The 17,371-nt window shown below is 55.2% G+C and carries 14 protein-coding genes; 9 read left to right on the forward strand and 5 right to left on the reverse strand.

Annotated elements, in window-relative coordinates; translation table 11 throughout:
• Window positions 1-125 precede the first annotated feature (125 nt).
• The gene (locus FOC35_RS19315) at window positions 126-581 is read left to right on the forward strand and encodes a DUF805 domain-containing protein (protein ID WP_172569852.1); all 456 of its coding nucleotides are present in this window, start codon (window positions 126-128) and stop codon (window positions 579-581) included.
• A gap of 329 nt (window positions 582-910) precedes the next feature.
• On the opposite strand, the gene FOC35_RS19320 is transcribed toward FOC35_RS19315, so the two are convergent.
• Window positions 911-1,330, reverse strand: a complete 420-nt coding sequence (locus tag FOC35_RS19320) for a DUF2000 family protein (RefSeq protein WP_016536633.1) — start codon at window positions 1,328-1,330, stop codon at window positions 911-913.
• 261 nt (window positions 1,331-1,591) lie between these two features.
• Between FOC35_RS19320 and dbpA the strand changes: the two genes are divergently transcribed.
• Window positions 1,592-2,965 carry an ATP-dependent RNA helicase DbpA gene (gene dbpA, locus FOC35_RS19325; RefSeq protein ID WP_039899321.1) on the forward strand — a complete coding sequence of 458 codons (1,374 nt, stop codon included), beginning with the start codon at window positions 1,592-1,594 and terminating at the stop codon, window positions 2,963-2,965.
• Window positions 2,966-3,009: 44 nt separating this feature from the next.
• Here the strand turns inward: dbpA and nifJ are convergent, their stop codons facing one another.
• Window positions 3,010-6,537: a pyruvate:ferredoxin (flavodoxin) oxidoreductase gene (gene nifJ / locus FOC35_RS19330; RefSeq protein ID WP_172569853.1), complete on the reverse strand. Its 3,528-nt coding sequence runs from the start codon at window positions 6,535-6,537 to the stop codon at window positions 3,010-3,012.
• A gap of 250 nt (window positions 6,538-6,787) precedes the next feature.
• Here nifJ and FOC35_RS19335 point away from each other — a divergent pair, with 250 nt between their 5' ends.
• On the forward strand, window positions 6,788-7,090 hold the full coding sequence (locus tag FOC35_RS19335; protein WP_254065315.1) for a cupin domain-containing protein: 303 nt from the start codon (window positions 6,788-6,790) through the stop codon (window positions 7,088-7,090).
• Between the two features lie 179 nt (window positions 7,091-7,269).
• A complete protein-coding gene (locus FOC35_RS19340) occupies window positions 7,270-7,536 on the forward strand; it encodes a DUF333 domain-containing protein (protein WP_039898277.1) in 267 nt (88 codons plus the stop codon).
• Here the strand turns inward: FOC35_RS19340 and hslJ are convergent, their stop codons facing one another.
• Window positions 7,537-7,968, reverse strand: a complete 432-nt coding sequence (hslJ, locus tag FOC35_RS19345; protein WP_016536627.1) for a heat shock protein HslJ — start codon at window positions 7,966-7,968, stop codon at window positions 7,537-7,539.
• 118 nt (window positions 7,969-8,086) lie between these two features.
• Window positions 8,087-9,076, reverse strand: coding sequence for a 2-hydroxyacid dehydrogenase (locus FOC35_RS19350; protein ID WP_016536626.1), 990 nt, complete (start codon window positions 9,074-9,076; stop codon window positions 8,087-8,089).
• A gap of 212 nt (window positions 9,077-9,288) precedes the next feature.
• Between FOC35_RS19350 and FOC35_RS19355 the strand changes: the two genes are divergently transcribed.
• Genes FOC35_RS19355 through FOC35_RS19365 form a run of 3 tightly spaced genes read left to right on the forward strand, consistent with a single transcriptional unit; the run spans window position 9,289 to window position 12,457 of the window.
• On the forward strand, window positions 9,289-11,931 hold the full coding sequence (locus tag FOC35_RS19355; RefSeq protein WP_172569854.1) for a YdbH family protein: 2,643 nt from the start codon (window positions 9,289-9,291) through the stop codon (window positions 11,929-11,931).
• Window positions 11,928-12,119: a YnbE family lipoprotein gene (locus FOC35_RS19360; RefSeq protein WP_016536623.1), complete on the forward strand. Its 192-nt coding sequence runs from the start codon at window positions 11,928-11,930 to the stop codon at window positions 12,117-12,119. Before FOC35_RS19355 ends, FOC35_RS19360 begins: the two co-directional genes overlap by 4 nt.
• Window positions 12,120-12,133: 14 nt before the next feature.
• Window positions 12,134-12,457 (forward strand): YdbL family protein, encoded by a 324-nt coding sequence (locus FOC35_RS19365; RefSeq protein ID WP_172569855.1) that lies wholly within the window; start codon window positions 12,134-12,136, stop codon window positions 12,455-12,457.
• Window positions 12,458-12,520: 63 nt separating this feature from the next.
• Here FOC35_RS19365 and feaR read toward each other — a convergent pair whose 3' ends face one another.
• Entirely contained in the window at window positions 12,521-13,435 is a 915-nt protein-coding gene (gene feaR, locus FOC35_RS19370; protein WP_172569856.1) for a transcriptional regulator FeaR, read from the reverse strand.
• A gap of 191 nt (window positions 13,436-13,626) precedes the next feature.
• On the opposite strand from feaR, the gene FOC35_RS19375 reads away from it, so the two are divergent.
• Both FOC35_RS19375 and FOC35_RS19380 read left to right on the forward strand, forming a co-directional pair.
• Window positions 13,627-15,129: an aldehyde dehydrogenase family protein gene (locus FOC35_RS19375; protein ID WP_172569857.1), complete on the forward strand. Its 1,503-nt coding sequence runs from the start codon at window positions 13,627-13,629 to the stop codon at window positions 15,127-15,129.
• Between the two features lie 876 nt (window positions 15,130-16,005).
• Window positions 16,006-17,349: a TolC family outer membrane protein gene (locus tag FOC35_RS19380; RefSeq protein ID WP_016536617.1), complete on the forward strand. Its 1,344-nt coding sequence runs from the start codon at window positions 16,006-16,008 to the stop codon at window positions 17,347-17,349.
• The last annotated feature ends 22 nt before the right edge of the window (window positions 17,350-17,371 follow it).

Raw genomic sequence — 17,371 nt, forward strand, 5'->3', positions numbered from 1 at the left:
CGGAGGGCTTTTGTGGTTTTACTCCAGTAGCAAGGCGGCTTTTGCTAACAGATCGGGTAGCTTGACAGCCGCTGATAACCAGCGTTTCATGCGCGCTTAACGCAAGGATATAACAAGGAATAGATATGGGATTTTGGGCAAGTTATTTGCAGGGATGGAAAAAAGGACTCGTTTTTAAAGGGCGAGCAACAAGGAAAGAGTTCTGGGCGTTTGTTGGCATCAATTATGCGGTGTTGCTGTTAACGCCAGTAGTTATCGGCATCCGCGCGGGCCTGGCTCAGCAGGAGCCGCCGATGTTTTATATCGGCCTGATTTACGCCGTGATGTCGCTCGTGCTGCTGCTTCCGACGCTGGCTGTTGGGATCAGGAGAATTCATGATATTGGTCGCACCGGCTGGTGGTTTGGGATTGCGTATCTGTTACCGCTGTTAAACCGGCTGCTTAGCGTGATTGCCATCAACTACGCATCGCCGTCTGCCTATGTGTACATTAATCTGACGCTGAGCGTTGTTTTATTCTGGGCGCCGGTGATCCTTGTCATCACGCTATGCTGTTTTAAATCTAAAAATATTCCTGACTAACGGGCTATCCCGTTATCCATAAAGTCTCAGGGAGCCGGGCCGATACTAACGGTCTGGTCTTCCCCGCAAGATGCCCCGGCTGTGTGAGATAGTAACATCGCGGAACTTTTTTTTGCCCGCCCTGTCAATATCACCGCGAGACCTACTGGAGAGTGTTACGAAGTGAAAGGATTTTTGACGGCATTGATACTTATCGCCAGCTTTTTGATCGGCTGCGCAATGTATTACAAAGTAGGCTGCTGGTTTGAGGATGACATTCTCAGCCTCTACGCGGGAGATGAGTGGTAGTAAGGGCAGGGTAATAACACGGCGCATTATTACCCTGGCGATTAGCCTTTAAACACTGAGAATTTTTTAGTCACCGGCTTCAGTTTTTCCGTCTCGCCGTACAGGGCGATGGCCACGAAGTCCAGCCCGGCGAAGGGCGCTTCAAGCGTATCTTTAATCTGCTGTTCAGAGGAGTGGGACAGCATAGTCGTGGTGAAGAAGTTATACAGCACGCCTTCCTCTTTGCATTTTTCAAGCGCGGTAGCCAGCTGGCTGCTGTTTTTGGACTGCAACACCACAACCGGATAGTGGTTCATATAGGCGCTTAAGCCGCTATCCTGGTTGAGGTAATCATGAAATTTCGGCTCTTCGGCTTTTAGCATAATCCCGCCGCAAAGGTGGCCAACGGCATTCATCTGCACGCTAATCTCGGCGTTACGGTTGACGATAACGTAAAGCTTATAGTCATTATCCTCGAACATTCTGATTCCTTATCTTTTACCGGGAAATACCTTGTTGATTTAGCTTAAGGTGCAAAGCACAGCATAATAATCATTTCTTTAGCCGAATTTCTGTTTGGGATCAATCTTTAAACCTTTATTGCCGGCAGACCCGCAGAAGCAGAAGAAAGGGCCATTTTTATTGATTTGTCCGTTAAAGCAGCAAAATTGATAAACTGACGCCTGAAGCCCGCGAATCTGCTAGCATACGCGCCTGCCCGTTATTATTAAGAGATGACCATTGTGACCGCTTTTTCCGCACTGAACGCTTTACCTGAAGCACAACTCGCCAACCTTAGCGAACTGGGGTATCACGAAATGACGCCCGTTCAGGCCGCGGCTTTGCCCGCTATTCTTGCCGGAAAAGACGTCCGCGCTCAGGCAAAAACCGGCAGCGGTAAAACCGCAGCTTTTGGCCTCGGCCTGTTGCAGCACATCGACGCCAGCCAGTTCTTAACCCAGTCGCTGGTGCTGTGCCCAACGCGTGAACTGGCCGACCAGGTGGCAAAAGAACTGCGCCGTCTGGCTCGTTATATGCCGAATATTAAAATTCTGACGCTGTGCGGCGGCCAGCCGTTTGGCGTCCAGCGTGACTCCCTGCAACACGCCCCGCATATTATTGTGGCAACGCCCGGCCGCCTGCTGGATCACCTCAAAAAAGAGACAGTCCGCCTGGATGCTCTGCAAACGCTGGTGCTGGATGAAGCTGACCGCATGCTTGATATGGGCTTTGCCGATGCTATCGATGAAGTTATCGCCCATGCGCCTGAAAAGCGCCAGACATTGCTCTTCTCCGCAACATGGCCAACCGCGATTGCGGCCATCAGCCGACGCGTGCAGCGTGACCCGCTGACCATTGAAATTGACACCGTGGACGAACTTCCTGCCGTTGAGCAGCAGTTCTATGAAGTTTCCCGCGGCGGTAAAGTTGGCCTGCTGTTGGCGCTGCTGAGCAAGCACCAGCCTGCTTCCTGCGTGGTGTTCTGTAATACCAAAAAAGATTGCCAGGCCGTTTGCGATGCATTGAATGAGCGTAACCAAAGCGCGCTTGCGCTGCATGGCGATATGGAACAGCGCGACCGTGACCAGACGCTGGTACGTTTTGCTAACGGCAGCAGCCGCGTGCTGGTAGCTACCGACGTTGCCGCCCGTGGCCTCGATATCAAAGCACTTGAAATGGTGATTAACTACGAACTCTCCTGGGACCCGGAAGTTCACGTTCACCGCATCGGTCGTACAGCGCGTGCCGGTCAGAGCGGGCTGGCTATCAGTTTCTGCGCGCCGGAAGAAGCCCAGCGTGCAGGCGTGCTTGCCGAAATGCTCAACCTGTCCCTGAACTGGCAGCAGGTGCCGTCCGGCGTTTCGGTTAAACCTCTTGAGGCCGAAATGGCGACCCTGTGCATCGACGGTGGTAAAAAAGCCAAAATGCGTCCGGGTGATATTCTGGGGGCATTAACCGGGGAAATGGGGCTGGAAGGGGCGGATATCGGTAAAATCGACGTGCATCCTGTTCATGTCTACGTGGCGGTGCGCCAGTCCGTGGCGCGTCACGCGTGGAAGCAGCTCCAGCAGGGCAAAATCAAGGGTAAATCCGTGAAGGTTCGCCTGCTGAAGTAAATCAGTTTTCCCCTCACCCCACGGGGGTGAGGGTCATTCCCCAATTACTCGCTAACTATCTCCGCTTTGCCCGCCAACTGCGCCAGGAAATCATAACGCTTCTGCAAATCAGCTGCGGCATCCTTCCATAGTTGTTCGGCAACTTCTGGCTGCTGTGCGTTCAGGCGGCGGAAACGCTGCTCTTTCATCAACGTATCTGCCAGCGCGTCCGACGGCGGACGAGAGTCCAGCGCCAGCGGCAGTTTGCCTTCATCTGCACGGCGCGGGTCGAAGCGGTACAGCGGCCAGAAGCCGGTCGCCGTGAGCTGGCGCATCTGATCGTGGCTCAGGGCCAGATCGTAGCCGTGCTCTTCGCAAGGGCTGTAGGCGATGATCAGCGACGGGCCAGGGTAAGCTTCCGCTTCCTGAATCGCTTTTATCGTCTGGTTCAGCTGTGCGCCCAGGGAAATCTGTGCGACGTAGACATGGCCGTACATCATCATGCTGACGCCCAAATCTTTACGCGCTTTGCGTTTGCCGTGTTCGCCAAACTTGGTTACTGCCCCAAGCGGCGTGGCTTTAGAGGCCTGGCCGCCGGTGTTGGAATAACATTGAGTATCCAGCACCAGAATGTTGACGTTCTCGGTCAGGCTCAGCACATGGTCAAGGCCGCCAAAGCCGATGTCGTAGGCCCAGCCGTCGCCGCCAATCAGCCAGATGGATTTATCCACCAGCGCATCGGCGTCGGTCATCAGCTGACGAGCATCCGCATCGTCAACATTAGCCAGGTGTTTACGCAGCTCGGCAACCTGCTCGCGGCGAACTTCCGGCGTTGCCTCAGCGTGCAGCTGCTCGTTCAGCTCTGCCGGTAGTTTGTCGGCAAATTGGCCCAGCAGGCGCATTACGCGAGCGCGGTGCTGGTCCACGGTCAGGCGGAAACCAAGCCCGAACTCGGCGTTATCTTCAAACAGCGAGTTAGCCCAGGCCGGGCCGCGGCCATTGGCGTCCGTGGTGTACGGCGTAGACGGCAGGTTGCCCCCGTAAATAGACGAACAGCCGGTGGCATTAGCGATAAGCATGCGGTCGCCGTACAGCTGGGTGAGGATCTTGATATAAGGCGTTTCGCCGCAGCCGGAGCAGGCGCCGGAGTATTCAAACAGCGGCGTCAGCAGCTGAGAAGTACGAATATCGATGCGCTCCAGGCTGGAACGGTCGATTTCCGGAAGGTTGAGGAAGAAGTCGTAATTCTCTTTCTCTTCTTCAACGTGCTCAAGGCGGGACAGCATATTGATGGCCTTGATTTCCGGGTTCTGGCGATCTTTAGCCGGGCAGACTTCCACGCACAGGTTACAGCCGGTGCAGTCTTCCGGCGCAACCTGCAACACATATTTCTGGCCTCGCATATCGCGAGATTTTACATCCAGCGACTGTAGGGCTTCCGGCGCGTTTTCCATCGCGTCGGGCTGAACCACCTTGGCGCGGATGGCCGAATGCGGGCAGGCGGCAACGCAGTGGTTACACTGGGTGCAAAGATCCGGTTTCCAGATTGGGATCTCTTCCGCAATATTGCGTTTCTCCCACCGGGTGGTGCCCATCGGCCAGGTGCCATCCGGCGGCAGAGCAGAAACCGGCAGGGCATCGCCCAGGCCGGCCAGCATGGCAGCGGTGACGGTTTTAACAAAATCAGGTGCGGCGTCGGAAACCACAGGAGGGCGCATTGCGCTGTCCGGGTTAACGGCCTGCAGCGGTACTTCGGCGAGGGAGTCGCGCGCCAGCGCCAGCGCCTGCCAGTTACGTTCGACTATTTCCGTGCCTTTGCTGCTGTAGCTTTTGGCAATCGCGCCCTGCAATTCGGCAAGTGCGGTATCGCCCGGCAGGATCTGCGTCAGGTGGAAGAAGGCCATTTGCATAACGGTATTGATGCGCGCGCCCAGATGGCATTCACGGGCGATTTTCGCCGCGTTAATCACGTATAAACGCGCCTGCTTCTGGTTAAGCACCGCCTGCACTTCCTGCGGCAGACGGCTCCAGACTTCATCGGCGGCGTACGGCGTGTTAAGCAGGAAAATGCCGCCGGGCTTCAGGCGCTCCGCCATTTGATACTTGTCGATAAATTGCAGCTGGTGGCAGCCGACGAAATCCGCTTTCTCAATCAGGTAAGTGGAATTTATCGGCTGCTCGCTTACGCGCAGGTGTGAAACCGTCAGGCCACCGGCTTTTTTGGAGTCGTAAACGAAATAGCCCTGGGTAAACCACGGCGTCGAGTTGCCGATAATCTTGATGTTGTTTTTGGTTGCCGAAACGCTACCGTCGCTGCCGAGGCCGTAGAACAGGGCTTCAAGCTTAGCGCGGTTGGGCAGGGTGTTTTGCCCTAACGGCAGCGACAGGTTTGTAACGTCGTCATAAATACCGACGGTGAAACGAGGGCGAGGTTTGTCTTCGCTCAGTTCGTTAAAGACGGCGAGCACGCATTCCGGGCCGAACTCTTTAGATGACAGGCCATAGCGGCCACCAATCACGCGAGGCAATGTTTCGCGGTCGCCGCGGCTGACGGACTCGGCCAGGGCTGTCATCACGTCGAGATAAAGCGGCTCGGCCAGCGCGCCCGGCTCTTTAGTGCGGTCCAGAACGGCTACCCGGCTGGCGGTTTGCGGCAGCAGTTCCAGCAAATGCTCGGCTGAGAATGGGCGGAACAGGCGGACTTTCAGCACGCCCACTTTCTCGCCGCGAGTCAGCAACTCATCCACGACTTCTTCGCAAGTCCCTACCGCAGAACCCATAACGATAATCACACGCTCGGCTTCGGGGTGCCCGTAATACTCAAACGGACGATAGCTGCGCCCGGTGGTAGCGGCAAAATCGTTCATCGCCTGCTCAACGTGGGCGTAAACGGCGTTGTACCAGGGGTTAGTGGCCTCGCGGGACTGGAAGTAAGTGTCCGGGTTTGCCGAGGTCCCACGGATAACCGGGTGCTCAGGGTTCAGAGCGCGAGCACGGTGCTCATCGATCTCTTTCTGCGGCAGCAGGCTGCGGATAGTGTCGTCCGCCAGCGGCACGATTTTGTTGATTTCGTGCGAGGTGCGGAAGCCGTCGAAAAAGTGAATAAACGGCACGCGGCTCTTCAGGGTGGCAATATGCGAAATCAGCGCGAAGTCCTGTGCCTCCTGCACGCTGCTGGCGCAGAGCATGGCGCAGCCTGTCTGGCGCACGGCCATCACGTCGGAATGATCGCCAAAAATCGACAGCGCGTGGGTGGCTACGGTGCGGGCGGCAACGTGCAGCACAAACGGGGTCAGCTGACCGGCCAGTTTGTACAGCGTTGGGATCATCAGCAGCAAACCCTGAGATGATGTAAACGAAGTAGAAAGGGCACCCGTTTGCAGCGCGCCGTGGACGGCGCCAATCGCACCCGCTTCGGACTGCATTTCTACCACGCGAGGCGTGTCGCCCCAGACGTTTTTCCTGCCGTCACCGGACCAGGCATCGGCCTGCTCGGCCATCGTCGAACTGGGGGTGATAGGGTAGATGGCAATAACTTCGCTGGCACGAAACGCCACGGAGGCGACTGCACCGTTGCCGTCGATAGTGATCATAAGACACCTTTACATTGCGCAAAATAAAGGGACCCGCCTGCTAACCCCGAGTCCCGTAATAATTAATCCCTCAATTATAGTACGTCCACCTGGCCCCTTGAAGTTGTTCGGGCCAGGAGTGCACAAATTGATCCATCGTTAACGACTGCGTTACCCCGCGCAATAGTTCGTGAATATCTTATGGTTATTAAGAATTTGGCCGACGGGAAAAGTGCGGTGAGGATAGGGGCTTACCCTACAAGGAGACGGCATGAATAGCGGATCGTTAACACAGATGGCGTTTGAACTACCGGATATCTGGAAGTCGCAGGTGCTGGGGAAAATCGGCGGCGCCAACATTAAGCTTATCAAAATGGGTGGGGAAGGCATTCCGGTTGAGTCCCATGCGGGGTTTGACGAGCTTCTGGTGGTGATTGAAGGCGAGATGGATCTCCAGGTCGGGAGAGAAACCATCAGGCTTAAGTCCGGGGATTTTTATCTTATTCCGGCCGGAGCTGAACACCGCGTTTTGCCCGGTAGTCACGGCACGTTATTGCTGGTTGACCGGGAGTGATGGCGTGCTTGATTTAGCGAGATAAAAAGGCGGGGCGCTAAGAAAACTCTGATGTTTTGTTTTAAAAGGTGATCGACACCACAAAAAGCAACACATTTTATTGCTTTATGCCCTCGACGCAGCGGTAACCATGCGCCATTATGCAAAGGTTTTGCATATTCAGCCAGGAGAGAGAAGCCATGCGCGCTGCGTTTTTAGCCGGTTGTGCCGCACTATTATTATCAGCTTGCAGTAATGAACCCCCGCAACAGGCCACTGCGGCCCATGTTCCACCGGGCCTGAGGGCAGCGATGTCGAGCCAGGGCGAAGCGAATTGTGCGATGATCGGCGGGACGATGAGCGTTGCGCGTCAGCTGGACGGCAGTGCGATGGGCATGTGTGCCATGCCAAACGGCAAGCGTTGTAATGAGAACTCGCTCGCCGCCGGCACCTGTGGCAGCTACTGATTAGTTAACCAGATCGGCCAGTTTGTACGTCAGCGTATGTTGGCCGCTTTTCAGCACCAGTTGCTGATTTTCCAGCGTAACTTTTGCTCCGGCAGTGAGCATGTCGTTGATGCGGTGATCCAGATCGTTAAGCTGCGGCTCTACGCACAGCATCATGGTCATCCCCAGACCCTTCGCCTTCAGCGTGTCGCCCTCAAGCGTTGCCTGACCCATAAAGCGGTTACACATCGCGCCTGAAATATGCATGTTCTCACCAAAGCTCAGCTCGGGTGCGCGCTTGCTGTTTTTCACATCCAGAGGCTTGCCGTCAACGCTTTGCAGCACAAAACGGTGGTGCTGCAAGTCCTGCGCGGTTACGGAGCCTTTATCGGCTGATTGGGCACAGCCCGCCAGAACAACGCTTGCCAGCATAAGTGAAGCAAACTTTTTCATCTCTTCTCCCTAAGGTTTATGTGTCATCAATGAAAGGGCGCCACTTTCGCAGGATGTGGCGCATGAAGCAGTAAGGATAATCTTAAAAAGCCCTCTCCGGCGTGAAGAGGGCGGCAAATCAGTTCAGCTGGTTGGGGCAGGCTTCGCCTTTTTCAAGCTGGCGCAGGTTCTCGAGCGTGGTTTCGGAGATGCTGGTTAACGCCTCCGCGGTTAAAAACGCCTGATGTCCGGTAAACAGCACGTTGTGGCAGGCGGAGAGGCGGCGGAAAATGTCGTCCTGAATCACGTCGTTGGACTTATCTTCAAAGAACAGATCGCGTTCATTTTCGTAAACGTCCATCCCCAGCGCGCCAATTTTCTGATGCTTGAGCGCGTCGATGGCCGCCTGGGAATCAATCAGGCCGCCGCGGCTGGTGTTGATGATCATCACGCCGTTTTTCATCTGGTCGAAGGCGCTCTGGTTCAGCAGGTGATAGTTTTCCGGCGTCAGCGGGCAGTGCAGGGAAATAATGTCTGACTGGGCGAACAGCGTTTCCAGGTCAACATATTCCACGCCTAGATCCAGAGCAGCCGCGCTTGGGTACGGATCGAACGCCAGCAGGCGCAGGCCAAACCCTTTCAGAATTCTTAGCGCCGCAACGCCGATTTTGCCGGTGCCGATGACGCCAGCGGTTTTGCCGTGCATGGTAAAACCGGTCAGCCCTTCGAGCGAGAAGTTGGCATCGCGGGTGCGCTGGTAGGCACGGTGAATGCGACGGTTAAGGCACATCATCATGCCCACGGCGTGTTCGGCGACGGCTTCAGGCGAATAAGCAGGTACGCGGACTACCGGCATGCCGAGCTCTTTTGCCGCTTCCAAATCCACGTTATTAAAACCGGCGCAGCGCAGAGCGATAAATTTAACACCGTGTTTTTTTAGCTCTTCGAGTACCGGGCGACTACCATCATCATTAACGAAGATGCAGACTCCGTCGCAGCCGTTGGCGTTTTTGGCAGTTTTCTCGCTCAGCAGGAAGTCAAAAAATTCAAGATCAAAGCCATACTCCTGGTTAACCTGCTCCAGATACTTTTTGTCGTACTGTTTTGTGCTATAAACCGCAAGTTTCATAAGACTTATCTCCAGAAAGGGTTGGTTCCAAAATTACCATGCTTAAAATAATCATACAATTTCTTAAAAGAAATTTTAACGCCGGGTGACTATTACACTTTCCGGGCAAGCTAAGCTTAATGCTGTCGCCGCCTTCACGTCCGGCCATAATCGTGCCAGAATAATGACATATTTCGGCTTAAATTGTCGCTGAATCAGGATATTAACCACCCATGAAGGGTAAATACAAAGCCGCCCTTGCGCTGCTGCTGGCGCTGATTTTACTGCCGCTTTCGCTGCTGCTGACGCTCGCTCACTGGCTGCCGACGCTTGCCGGTATCTGGCTGCCGCAGGGAACGCGCATCGCGATGGAAGCCAGCCCGCGCCTGCATAACGGCGCAATTGTTATTCCCGATCTCCGTTATCTGGCGGGTGAGTGCGAACTTGCCAATCTCAGGGATGCCACCCTCAGCCACCCAAGCCGCTGGCGCCTGCAGGTTGCAGAGCTCAATCTGAACCCGGACTGTATCAGCAAAATCCCGCAGGATGATGCCTCGTCCGCCGCACCGCGTACCCTTGAAGAATGGCAGAAAATGCTGCCCAACACCTGGTTGACTATCGATAAGCTCAACGTGACTCCGTGGCAGCAGTATTCGGGGGCGCTGCGCCTGTCGCTGACGCCGGAGCAACAGCACCTGGATTACCAGGGCAAACTGCTGACCGTTGCCGCGACCCTTAAAGGGCAGATCCTGCGGATAGGCGAGCTGAAGGTTGGCGCATTCGAAGGTCTTCCACCGCTGGAATTAGTGGGCGAGTTAACCCTGCCTCTGGTTCCCGACGGCCTGCCGACCGATGGCCAGGTTGCGACTCAGGTACAAATTCCGCAGGAGCCGGACAAGCTTGACGTGATGCTGAACTGGCATGCCAGCTCGGGTACGTTAGCGGTCAGAAAAGCCGCCTCAGACGAGATGTTGCTTTCGGTTCCGTGGAGTCTTAGCGAGAAAATGCTGGAGATTAACGGCGGCGAGTGGAACTGGCCCTACGCCGGTTTCCCTCTGCGCGGCGGCCTGGCGCTGAAGGTGGAAGACTGGCAGCAGGGGCTGGATAACGCTGTTTTCACCGGGCGAATGAACGTGGTGACCCAGGGCGAAGCCGGGAAGGGTAACGCCGTGCTGAACATCGGGCCGGGCAAGCTCAGCATGACCGACAGCGCCTTACCGTTTCAGCTAACCGGCGAAGCCAAACAGGATCAGCTGATTTTTTACGCGGTGCTGCCCGGCGAGCTGACCGGGGCGCTTACCGACCCGGCTTTACTGTTCCGCCCCGGCGCGCTGCTGCGTTCACGCGGGCGGCTGATTGAAACCCTGAATATAGATGATGTGCGCTGGCCGCTGGCCGGCGTGCGCGTCTCGGGTAAAGGCGTAGATGGTCGTTTGCAGGCAATTCTGCGCGCTCACGATAACGAAATGGGCTCCGTTGAACTGCATCTTGACGGCAAAGCTAACGACTTCCTGCCGGACGCCGGGCTGTGGCAGTGGCGCTACTGGGGCAAGGGCAGTTTCACGCCGATGCAGGCTAAGTGGGACGTCAGGGGCCTTGGCGAATGGCGCGACAGCGCAATAGAGCTTAGTTCGCTCTCAACCGGATTCGACAAACTGGAATACGGCTCGATGCTGATAGCCAAGCCGCGCCTGGTGCTGGAAAAACCGCTGCGCTGGGAGCGTAACGAAAAAAAAGAAACCTTTAGCGGTGACTTTTCGCTGGATGCCGGAGCAGCCACCTTCAGCGGCGGCAGCGCCTTGCCCCCTTCAACGCTCAAGTTTAGCGTCAGCGGCCAAAACCCAACTTCCTTCCTGTACAAAGGCGATCTCCATGCGGGTGCTATTGGCCCGGTACGGGTGGTGGGGCGCTGGGATGGCGAGCGCCTGCGCGGTAATGCATGGTGGCCAAAGCAGGTGCTGACCGTGTTCCAGCCGCTGCTCCCGGCGGACTGGAAAATGGATTTGAAGGGCGGCGCGCTCTACGCTCAGGTTGCTTTCTCGGCCGCCGCCGGGCAGGGCTTCGAGGCAGGCGGCCACGGCGTGGTAAAAAACGGCAGCGTCTGGATGCCGGATAACCAAATCAACGGCGTAGACTTTGTGTTGCCGTTCCGCTTCAGCGACGCCACCTGGCATCTCGGCACCCGTGGGCCGGTCACTCTGCGCATCGCAGAAGTGCGTAACCAGATTGCGACGCAAAATATTACTGCCGATCTTGAAGGCTGGTATCCGTGGAGCGAACGTCAGCCTCTGCTGCTAAGCAACGTGAATGCCGATGTGCTGGGCGGCAAGATATCCATGCAGCAGTTGCGTATGCCGCAGCATGATGCGGCGCTGCTGCGCCTGCAAAATCTCTCATCGAGCGAACTCATCAGCGCGATTAGCCCGAAACAGTTCACCATGTCCGGGCGCTTCAACGGCGCGCTGCCGCTGTGGCTTAACCATCCGCAGTGGATAATCAAAGACGGCTGGCTGACAAACCCCGGGCCGATGACCTTCCGCATGGATAAGGATATGGCCGACGCCATCGTCGATAATAATATGGCTGCGGGGGCGGCAATTAACTGGCTGCGCTATATGGAAATTTCCCGCTCCTGGACCCAAATCAGTCTTGATAATCTCGGCATAGTGAAAATGCGCTCCAGCGTGACCGGCATCAGCCACGTCGAGGGGAAAACAAATACCGTCAATCTCAACTATACCCATGAGGAAAACCTGTTTACCCTGTGGCGCAGCCTGCGCTTTGGCGATAATTTACAAACCTGGCTGGAAGAGAATGCCGCGCTGCCGTCAGCGCGCTGTACCCAACCCGGCGAAGCCTGTGAGGACAGACAATGAAAATATTAACCGCCGCGCTGCTGGCACCCTGCGCCATGATGCTGGCGGGCTGCACGCCGCGAATCGAGGTAGCGGCGCCGAAAGAGCCAATCACCATCAATATGAATGTCAAAATTGAGCATGAGATCCATATCAAAGTGGATAAAGATGTCGAAAGCCTGCTCAAAAGCCGCAGCGATCTGTTCTGATGAGGGGAACGGGGATGAAATCTATTCTTAAAGGGGCGCTGGCGCTGGCCTTGTTGTTCAGCGCGTCGGCAATGGCTCTGACATTGAATGAAGCTCGTGAACAGGGGCGGGTCGGCGAAACGCTAAGCGGCTATATTGCGCCGATAAAACAGGACCAGGAAACCCTGGCGCTGGTAAAAAGCATCAATGATGCCCGCGCCCAGCATTACCAGCAGCTGGCGGACACCAATAATATTTCGATCAACGAAGTGGCGCGGCTTGCCGGGCAGAAACTGGTCGATCGTGCGCCGGTCGGTGAGTATGTGCGTGGTCTGAACGGCCAGTGGATGAAGAAGTAGTTTTGGTATTTTACTCTCACCCCCGGCCTTCTTTCAGGAAGGCTCAGGGTGAGAGGGCTCTTTTCAGGCGGCCTGAAAACGCTTCCTATATTTCCCCGGCGAAAGCCCAAACCTTCCTTTAAAAGCCGTTGAAAAATGGCTGTGATCGGCAAATCCCCAGCTGTAAGCAATCCCCGCGAGTTTCTCGCTTTGCCCGGCGGTGCGCAGCGCCTGGGCGCACAGGTCAAGACGGCGATTTTTAATATATTGAGCGACTACCAGCCCTTTATCTGCGAACAGGCGGTAGAGGCTGCGTACCGACATGCCGGATTCGCTGGCAATCCATTCCGGGCGCAGCGTTTCGGACTGAATATGCTCATCAATCAGCGACATGACTTTTTGCAGATGGCGGTCGCGCCTGGAGTGAGGAAGGCTGCGGTTGATAAGCGCAGGGGTAAGCATGCAGGTAATCGCTTCCAGCATAGCTTCACTCTCATTATTGCTAAGAGAGTTGCTCCCCATGCTTTCGCGCAGCAGGCTATGGCTAAGCCGCACCATCGGTAATTCCGCCGCCAGCCTTTGCGCGCAGGGAATGTCACCGAAACGCAGGTTCTGTTCAAGCAGGTGGCGGGGCAGCAGCAGAGAGACCTGTTTTGCGCCGCTGGTATAAGTAAAACGACTGGGCTGAGAGGCGTCGATAAGCGTGATGTCGCCGCCTCGTAGCACGGCCTGGCTGTCGCCTTGCTCCATTACGGCCTCTCCGGCCAGCTGAAATACGGTATAAAACCAGGCGTCGTTGCTTTGTGAAACCTCGCGCCGGGTTCTCACCAGGCTGGCCTGGCTTATCTCCACGACGCTAAGCTTCATGGCATGCATCTGCTGCTCGCTCAGGCTGCCGTGAAATTCACTTTTCAGCGCCGCACCGGCAAAGCGCCCGCATGCACGATTAACCTGATCCAGCCATTTTTCGAATCGCTCGTTGTATTGCTCTTGTGCCATACATCCCCCACCTTTCGTCGCCCGACGCCAATAACTATAGGTAAACGTGATTCAAAAAAAGCAGCATGATTTGTATTTGTGTAGCGTGTCACAGCCAGCAAAGCGAATGTCAGCCGCAGCAAACCCGGAATTCAACATAACGCCTAGAATGAAGAGGTGCTACCCGATAATGACTTTGATAAGGAGATGCTATGTCTGAGCAAGAAACGGTAAGCGTGCTGGGCAATGTGCGCCAGTTTCTTCAGCGTTCTCATGGGCTTTACATTGATGGCCGCTGGCAGGAGTCCGACAGCGCCTCCCGGCTGGCGGTTTACAACCCGGCGGACGGGCAACAAATATCCAGCAGCGCCGATGCCAGCGCAGAGGATGTCGATCGAGCGGTAACCTCTGCCTGGCGCGCATTCAGCGGCGGCGTTTGGGCAAATATGCTGCCCGCCGGGCGGGAAAGGATCTTACTGCGTTTTGCCGATTTGCTTGAGCAGAATACGGAAGAGCTGGCGCAGCTGGAAACTCTGGAGCAGGGTAAGTCGATCAATATTTCCCGCGCTTTTGAAGTGGGATGCACTTTGAACTGGATGCGTTACACCGCAGGCCTGACCACTAAAATTAGCGGCCAGACGCTGGATGTATCGATCCCGATGCCGGAAGGGGCGCGTTACCAGGCCTGGACACGCAAAGAACCAATTGGCGTGGTAGCCGGTATCGTGCCGTGGAACTTTCCGCTGTTGATAGGTATGTGGAAAGTCATGCCCGCACTCGCCGCCGGCTGTTCCATCGTGGTGAAACCTTCAGAGACAACGCCGCTGACGTTGCTTCGCATGGCGGAACTGGCGAGCGAGGCGGGCGTGCCGGATGGCATGTTTAATGTAGTAACCGGCAGCGGAGCAGGCTGTGGCAAAGCGCTGACCGAACATCCTCTTGTGGCTAAGGTTAGCTTTACCGGCTCGACGGCCACCGGAAAAGGCATTGCCAGAGCGGCGGCTGACCGTCTGACCAGGGTCACGCTGGAGCTGGGCGGTAAAAACCCGGCCATCGTGCTGAAAGACGCCGACCCGGCAATGGTTATTGAAGGCCTGATGGCCGGAAGCTTCCTGAACCAGGGGCAGGTATGTGCCGCCAGCTCGCGAATTTATATTGAAGCGCCGCTGTTTGATACTTTGGTTAGCGGTTTTGAGCAGGCGGTGAAATCGTTACAGGTTGGTGCGGGCCTGGATCCTCAGGCGCACATTAACCCGCTGGTTTCTAAAGCTCAGCAGCAGAAAGTAGCGGGCTATCTGGCGGATGCGCAACAGCAGCGAGCTGAAATTATCAGCGGTAACTCGGGGCCGCAAGGCGACGGTTTTTACATTGCGCCTACGCTGGTCGTGAATCCTTCCGCCAGCCTGAAACTCACTCGTGAAGAAGTCTTTGGCCCGGTTGTCAATCTTGTTCGGGTGGCGGATGCGCAAGAGGCTTTACGCCAGGCCAATGATAGCGAATACGGCCTGACTGCCAGTCTCTGGACCAATAATTTACAGGCCGCAATGCAGTATACCGGGCGCATCCAGGCCGGAACGGTGTGGGTTAACAGCCACACGCTGATAGACGCCAACATGCCGTTTGGCGGAATGAAGCTGTCCGGAACCGGGCGTGATTTTGGCCCGGACTGGCTGGACGCCTATACCGAAACTAAAACGGTATGCGTGCGCTACTAAATAGCGACACATTTTGGGTCTTATCACTATCCGTTATTATTTGTCGCTGCTAGTGTTGAACTCCCTCGCTTGCGGGGGAGACTGTTAACCAGTCTTGACCATTAGTCTAATGAAATCTGTAGCTACCTTCAGGCCGGGATCTCCCGGCTTTTTTTTGCGTTTTTTTGTCAAGAAACCGCTATTTTGGTCATGAAGTGACTTTCTCTGAGGGGTATTCAGCGGCGTTGAAAAGCGTTCTGGCGACCGCAGCACACCCTTGCATCAACAAAAAATTAACATCTATAAAAAAACAACCAAAAATGAGCAACCTGATATTATCGGTCTGTTAATACGAAATGTAAATTTGATGTAAATCAATTTATGTAAGCTAACTCTATGAATTATCGATCTTCGACGTTTTCGTTTTTAGCGCAGATATTGTCATTTTCTCCTAAGTTACTGTCACCACTTTGCTTTTGCGTAACATGTCTTTAACACAAAATCGTTGGTGAGGTTAATTTTTATCTGGTAGGATTTTTCTTACAAACCGGTAGGAAAAAGCATCCTGGTTATTTGCGCCGCTGAATAAAATAAGTCATATTTAATTCGTTGGTTATTTTTTCAAATCGCCGGAAGCCTAAAGGAAATAGCTATTCGATTATGGGTTTCATTTATTCATGGGAAGCGAAAGTGCGAAGAAAAAACACTCATTGATAGTTGAAGAAATCAGATGGTGTGCTGGTAAGAAAATTAATCGGCCACGCAATAATAAAATCTTTGTCTTTTTATATATTTAATACGCTCAATTTATTGGGCTGCTTAGTCATATCCGCCAATCAGCAGGCGGAGCTTTTGCCGCATCTCTGTATTTATTTTGAGTAGAAGGATCTTGCGATTATGGCCCATTTTTATTCTCTGTCAGGCGTCATTTTCGCCCTTATTTGTATCGGGGCCAGCGCGGGTGGAAATGCCGCCCCTGCGCCGGAGTGGGCCGCTGCCCCCGGCGTTGCTCAAGCCACCAGCCTGACGCTCGGAGAGAGCATTTTGTTTGCCCTGGACAGAGATCCTGCGGTTTCCCGGCAGGCCGCGCAGCTCGGCATCGGCCAGGCACAAATCGACCAGGCCCGGAGCGCATGGTTCCCGCAGGTTTCTCTTAGCGGCAGCACCGGCCACTCCAGCACCACTGACTCCAGCGGTTCATTAAAAAATTCGGCTGCGTACGGTCTCAGTCTTACCCAGCTGGTGTATGACTTCGGCAAAACCAGCAGCAATATTAGCCAGCAGCAGAGCCAGCGGGAAAGCTACCGTTACCAGTTGATGGCAACGTTAACCGAGGTGGCGGAGAAAACCGCCCAGACGTATATCGAGGTCAAGCGCTACCAGGCGCTGATTGCTGCCGCCGACGAGGGCGTTGCCGCGCTGCAAACCGTGAACAACATGGCGAAGCTGCGTGCTGACGCCGGGCTTAGCTCCAGCTCGGACGTGCTGCAAACCCAAACCAGGATAGCGGGTATGCGCTCGACGCTGGAACAATATCAGGCCGCCTTACAGAGCGCGAAAGCGCGGCTGGTGGTGCTGACAGGAGTGAAAGCCGCTCAATACCAGCCGCTGCCGATGAAGCTGGCGCTGGAGCAGGAGCCGCTCGACAACATTGACTACTCGATTATCCCGGCGGTATTAGCGGCTGAAGCCATGCGCAACTCCTCGGATTATGCCGTCGATAAAGCAAAGTCCGGCCACTGGCCCACGTTAAGCCTGAGGGGCGGGCGCACCCGCTATCAGTCCAACAATAACGCTTACTGGGACGATCAAATTCAACTTAACGTTGATGCCCCAATCTATCAGGGGGGCGCCGTTTCGGCCCAGGTTGAGCAGGCTCAGGGCGCGCGGCGTATTGCTACCTCACAGGTAGAGCAGGCTAAATTTGACGTGTTGCAGAAGGCCTCGGTAGCGATGGCGGACTGGAGCGGTGCCAGAGGCCGGGAAGAGGCCGGAAAGCTACAGCTGGACAACGCCCGCCGCGCCCGTGAGGTTTATAAAAACGAATACAAGCTCAGCAAACGCAGCCTCAACGATTTATTAAGCGTGGAGCAGGACGTTTTTCAGGCGGCGTGGGCACAAATTAATGCCGATTATGACGGCTGGCTGGCAGCGGTAAATTATGCCGCCGCCGTAGACAATTTATTGCCGCTGACGGGGATTGAAAAAAACGCCGCATCGAAATTACCTGAATTGAAATAAATACCAACAGAGCAGCAAGTTA

Source organism: Cedecea sp. FDAARGOS_727 (assembly GCF_012273235.1).
Classification (GTDB): Bacteria; Pseudomonadota; Gammaproteobacteria; order Enterobacterales; family Enterobacteriaceae; genus Cedecea; species Cedecea davisae.

What these genes read in the sequence shown, in the direction of transcription:
- FOC35_RS19335 (WP_254065315.1), top strand. Translation starts at nt 6,788, where the DNA reads ATGAATAGCGGATCGTTAACACAGATGGCGTTTGAACTACCGGATATC.
- FOC35_RS19315 (WP_172569852.1), top strand. Translation starts at nt 126, where the DNA reads ATGGGATTTTGGGCAAGTTATTTGCAGGGATGGAAAAAAGGACTCGTT.
- FOC35_RS19380 (WP_016536617.1), top strand. Translation starts at nt 16,006, where the DNA reads ATGGCCCATTTTTATTCTCTGTCAGGCGTCATTTTCGCCCTTATTTGT.
- FOC35_RS19375 (WP_172569857.1), top strand. Translation starts at nt 13,627, where the DNA reads ATGTCTGAGCAAGAAACGGTAAGCGTGCTGGGCAATGTGCGCCAGTTT.
- FOC35_RS19320 (WP_016536633.1), bottom strand. Translation starts at nt 1,330, where the DNA reads ATGTTCGAGGATAATGACTATAAGCTTTACGTTATCGTCAACCGTAAC.
- nifJ (WP_172569853.1), bottom strand. Translation starts at nt 6,537, where the DNA reads ATGATCACTATCGACGGCAACGGTGCAGTCGCCTCCGTGGCGTTTCGT.
- FOC35_RS19350 (WP_016536626.1), bottom strand. Translation starts at nt 9,076, where the DNA reads ATGAAACTTGCGGTTTATAGCACAAAACAGTACGACAAAAAGTATCTG.
- FOC35_RS19365 (WP_172569855.1), top strand. Translation starts at nt 12,134, where the DNA reads ATGAAATCTATTCTTAAAGGGGCGCTGGCGCTGGCCTTGTTGTTCAGC.
- feaR (WP_172569856.1), bottom strand. Translation starts at nt 13,435, where the DNA reads ATGGCACAAGAGCAATACAACGAGCGATTCGAAAAATGGCTGGATCAG.
- hslJ (WP_016536627.1), bottom strand. Translation starts at nt 7,968, where the DNA reads ATGAAAAAGTTTGCTTCACTTATGCTGGCAAGCGTTGTTCTGGCGGGC.
- FOC35_RS19355 (WP_172569854.1), top strand. Translation starts at nt 9,289, where the DNA reads ATGAAGGGTAAATACAAAGCCGCCCTTGCGCTGCTGCTGGCGCTGATT.
- FOC35_RS19340 (WP_039898277.1), top strand. Translation starts at nt 7,270, where the DNA reads ATGCGCGCTGCGTTTTTAGCCGGTTGTGCCGCACTATTATTATCAGCT.
- FOC35_RS19360 (WP_016536623.1), top strand. Translation starts at nt 11,928, where the DNA reads ATGAAAATATTAACCGCCGCGCTGCTGGCACCCTGCGCCATGATGCTG.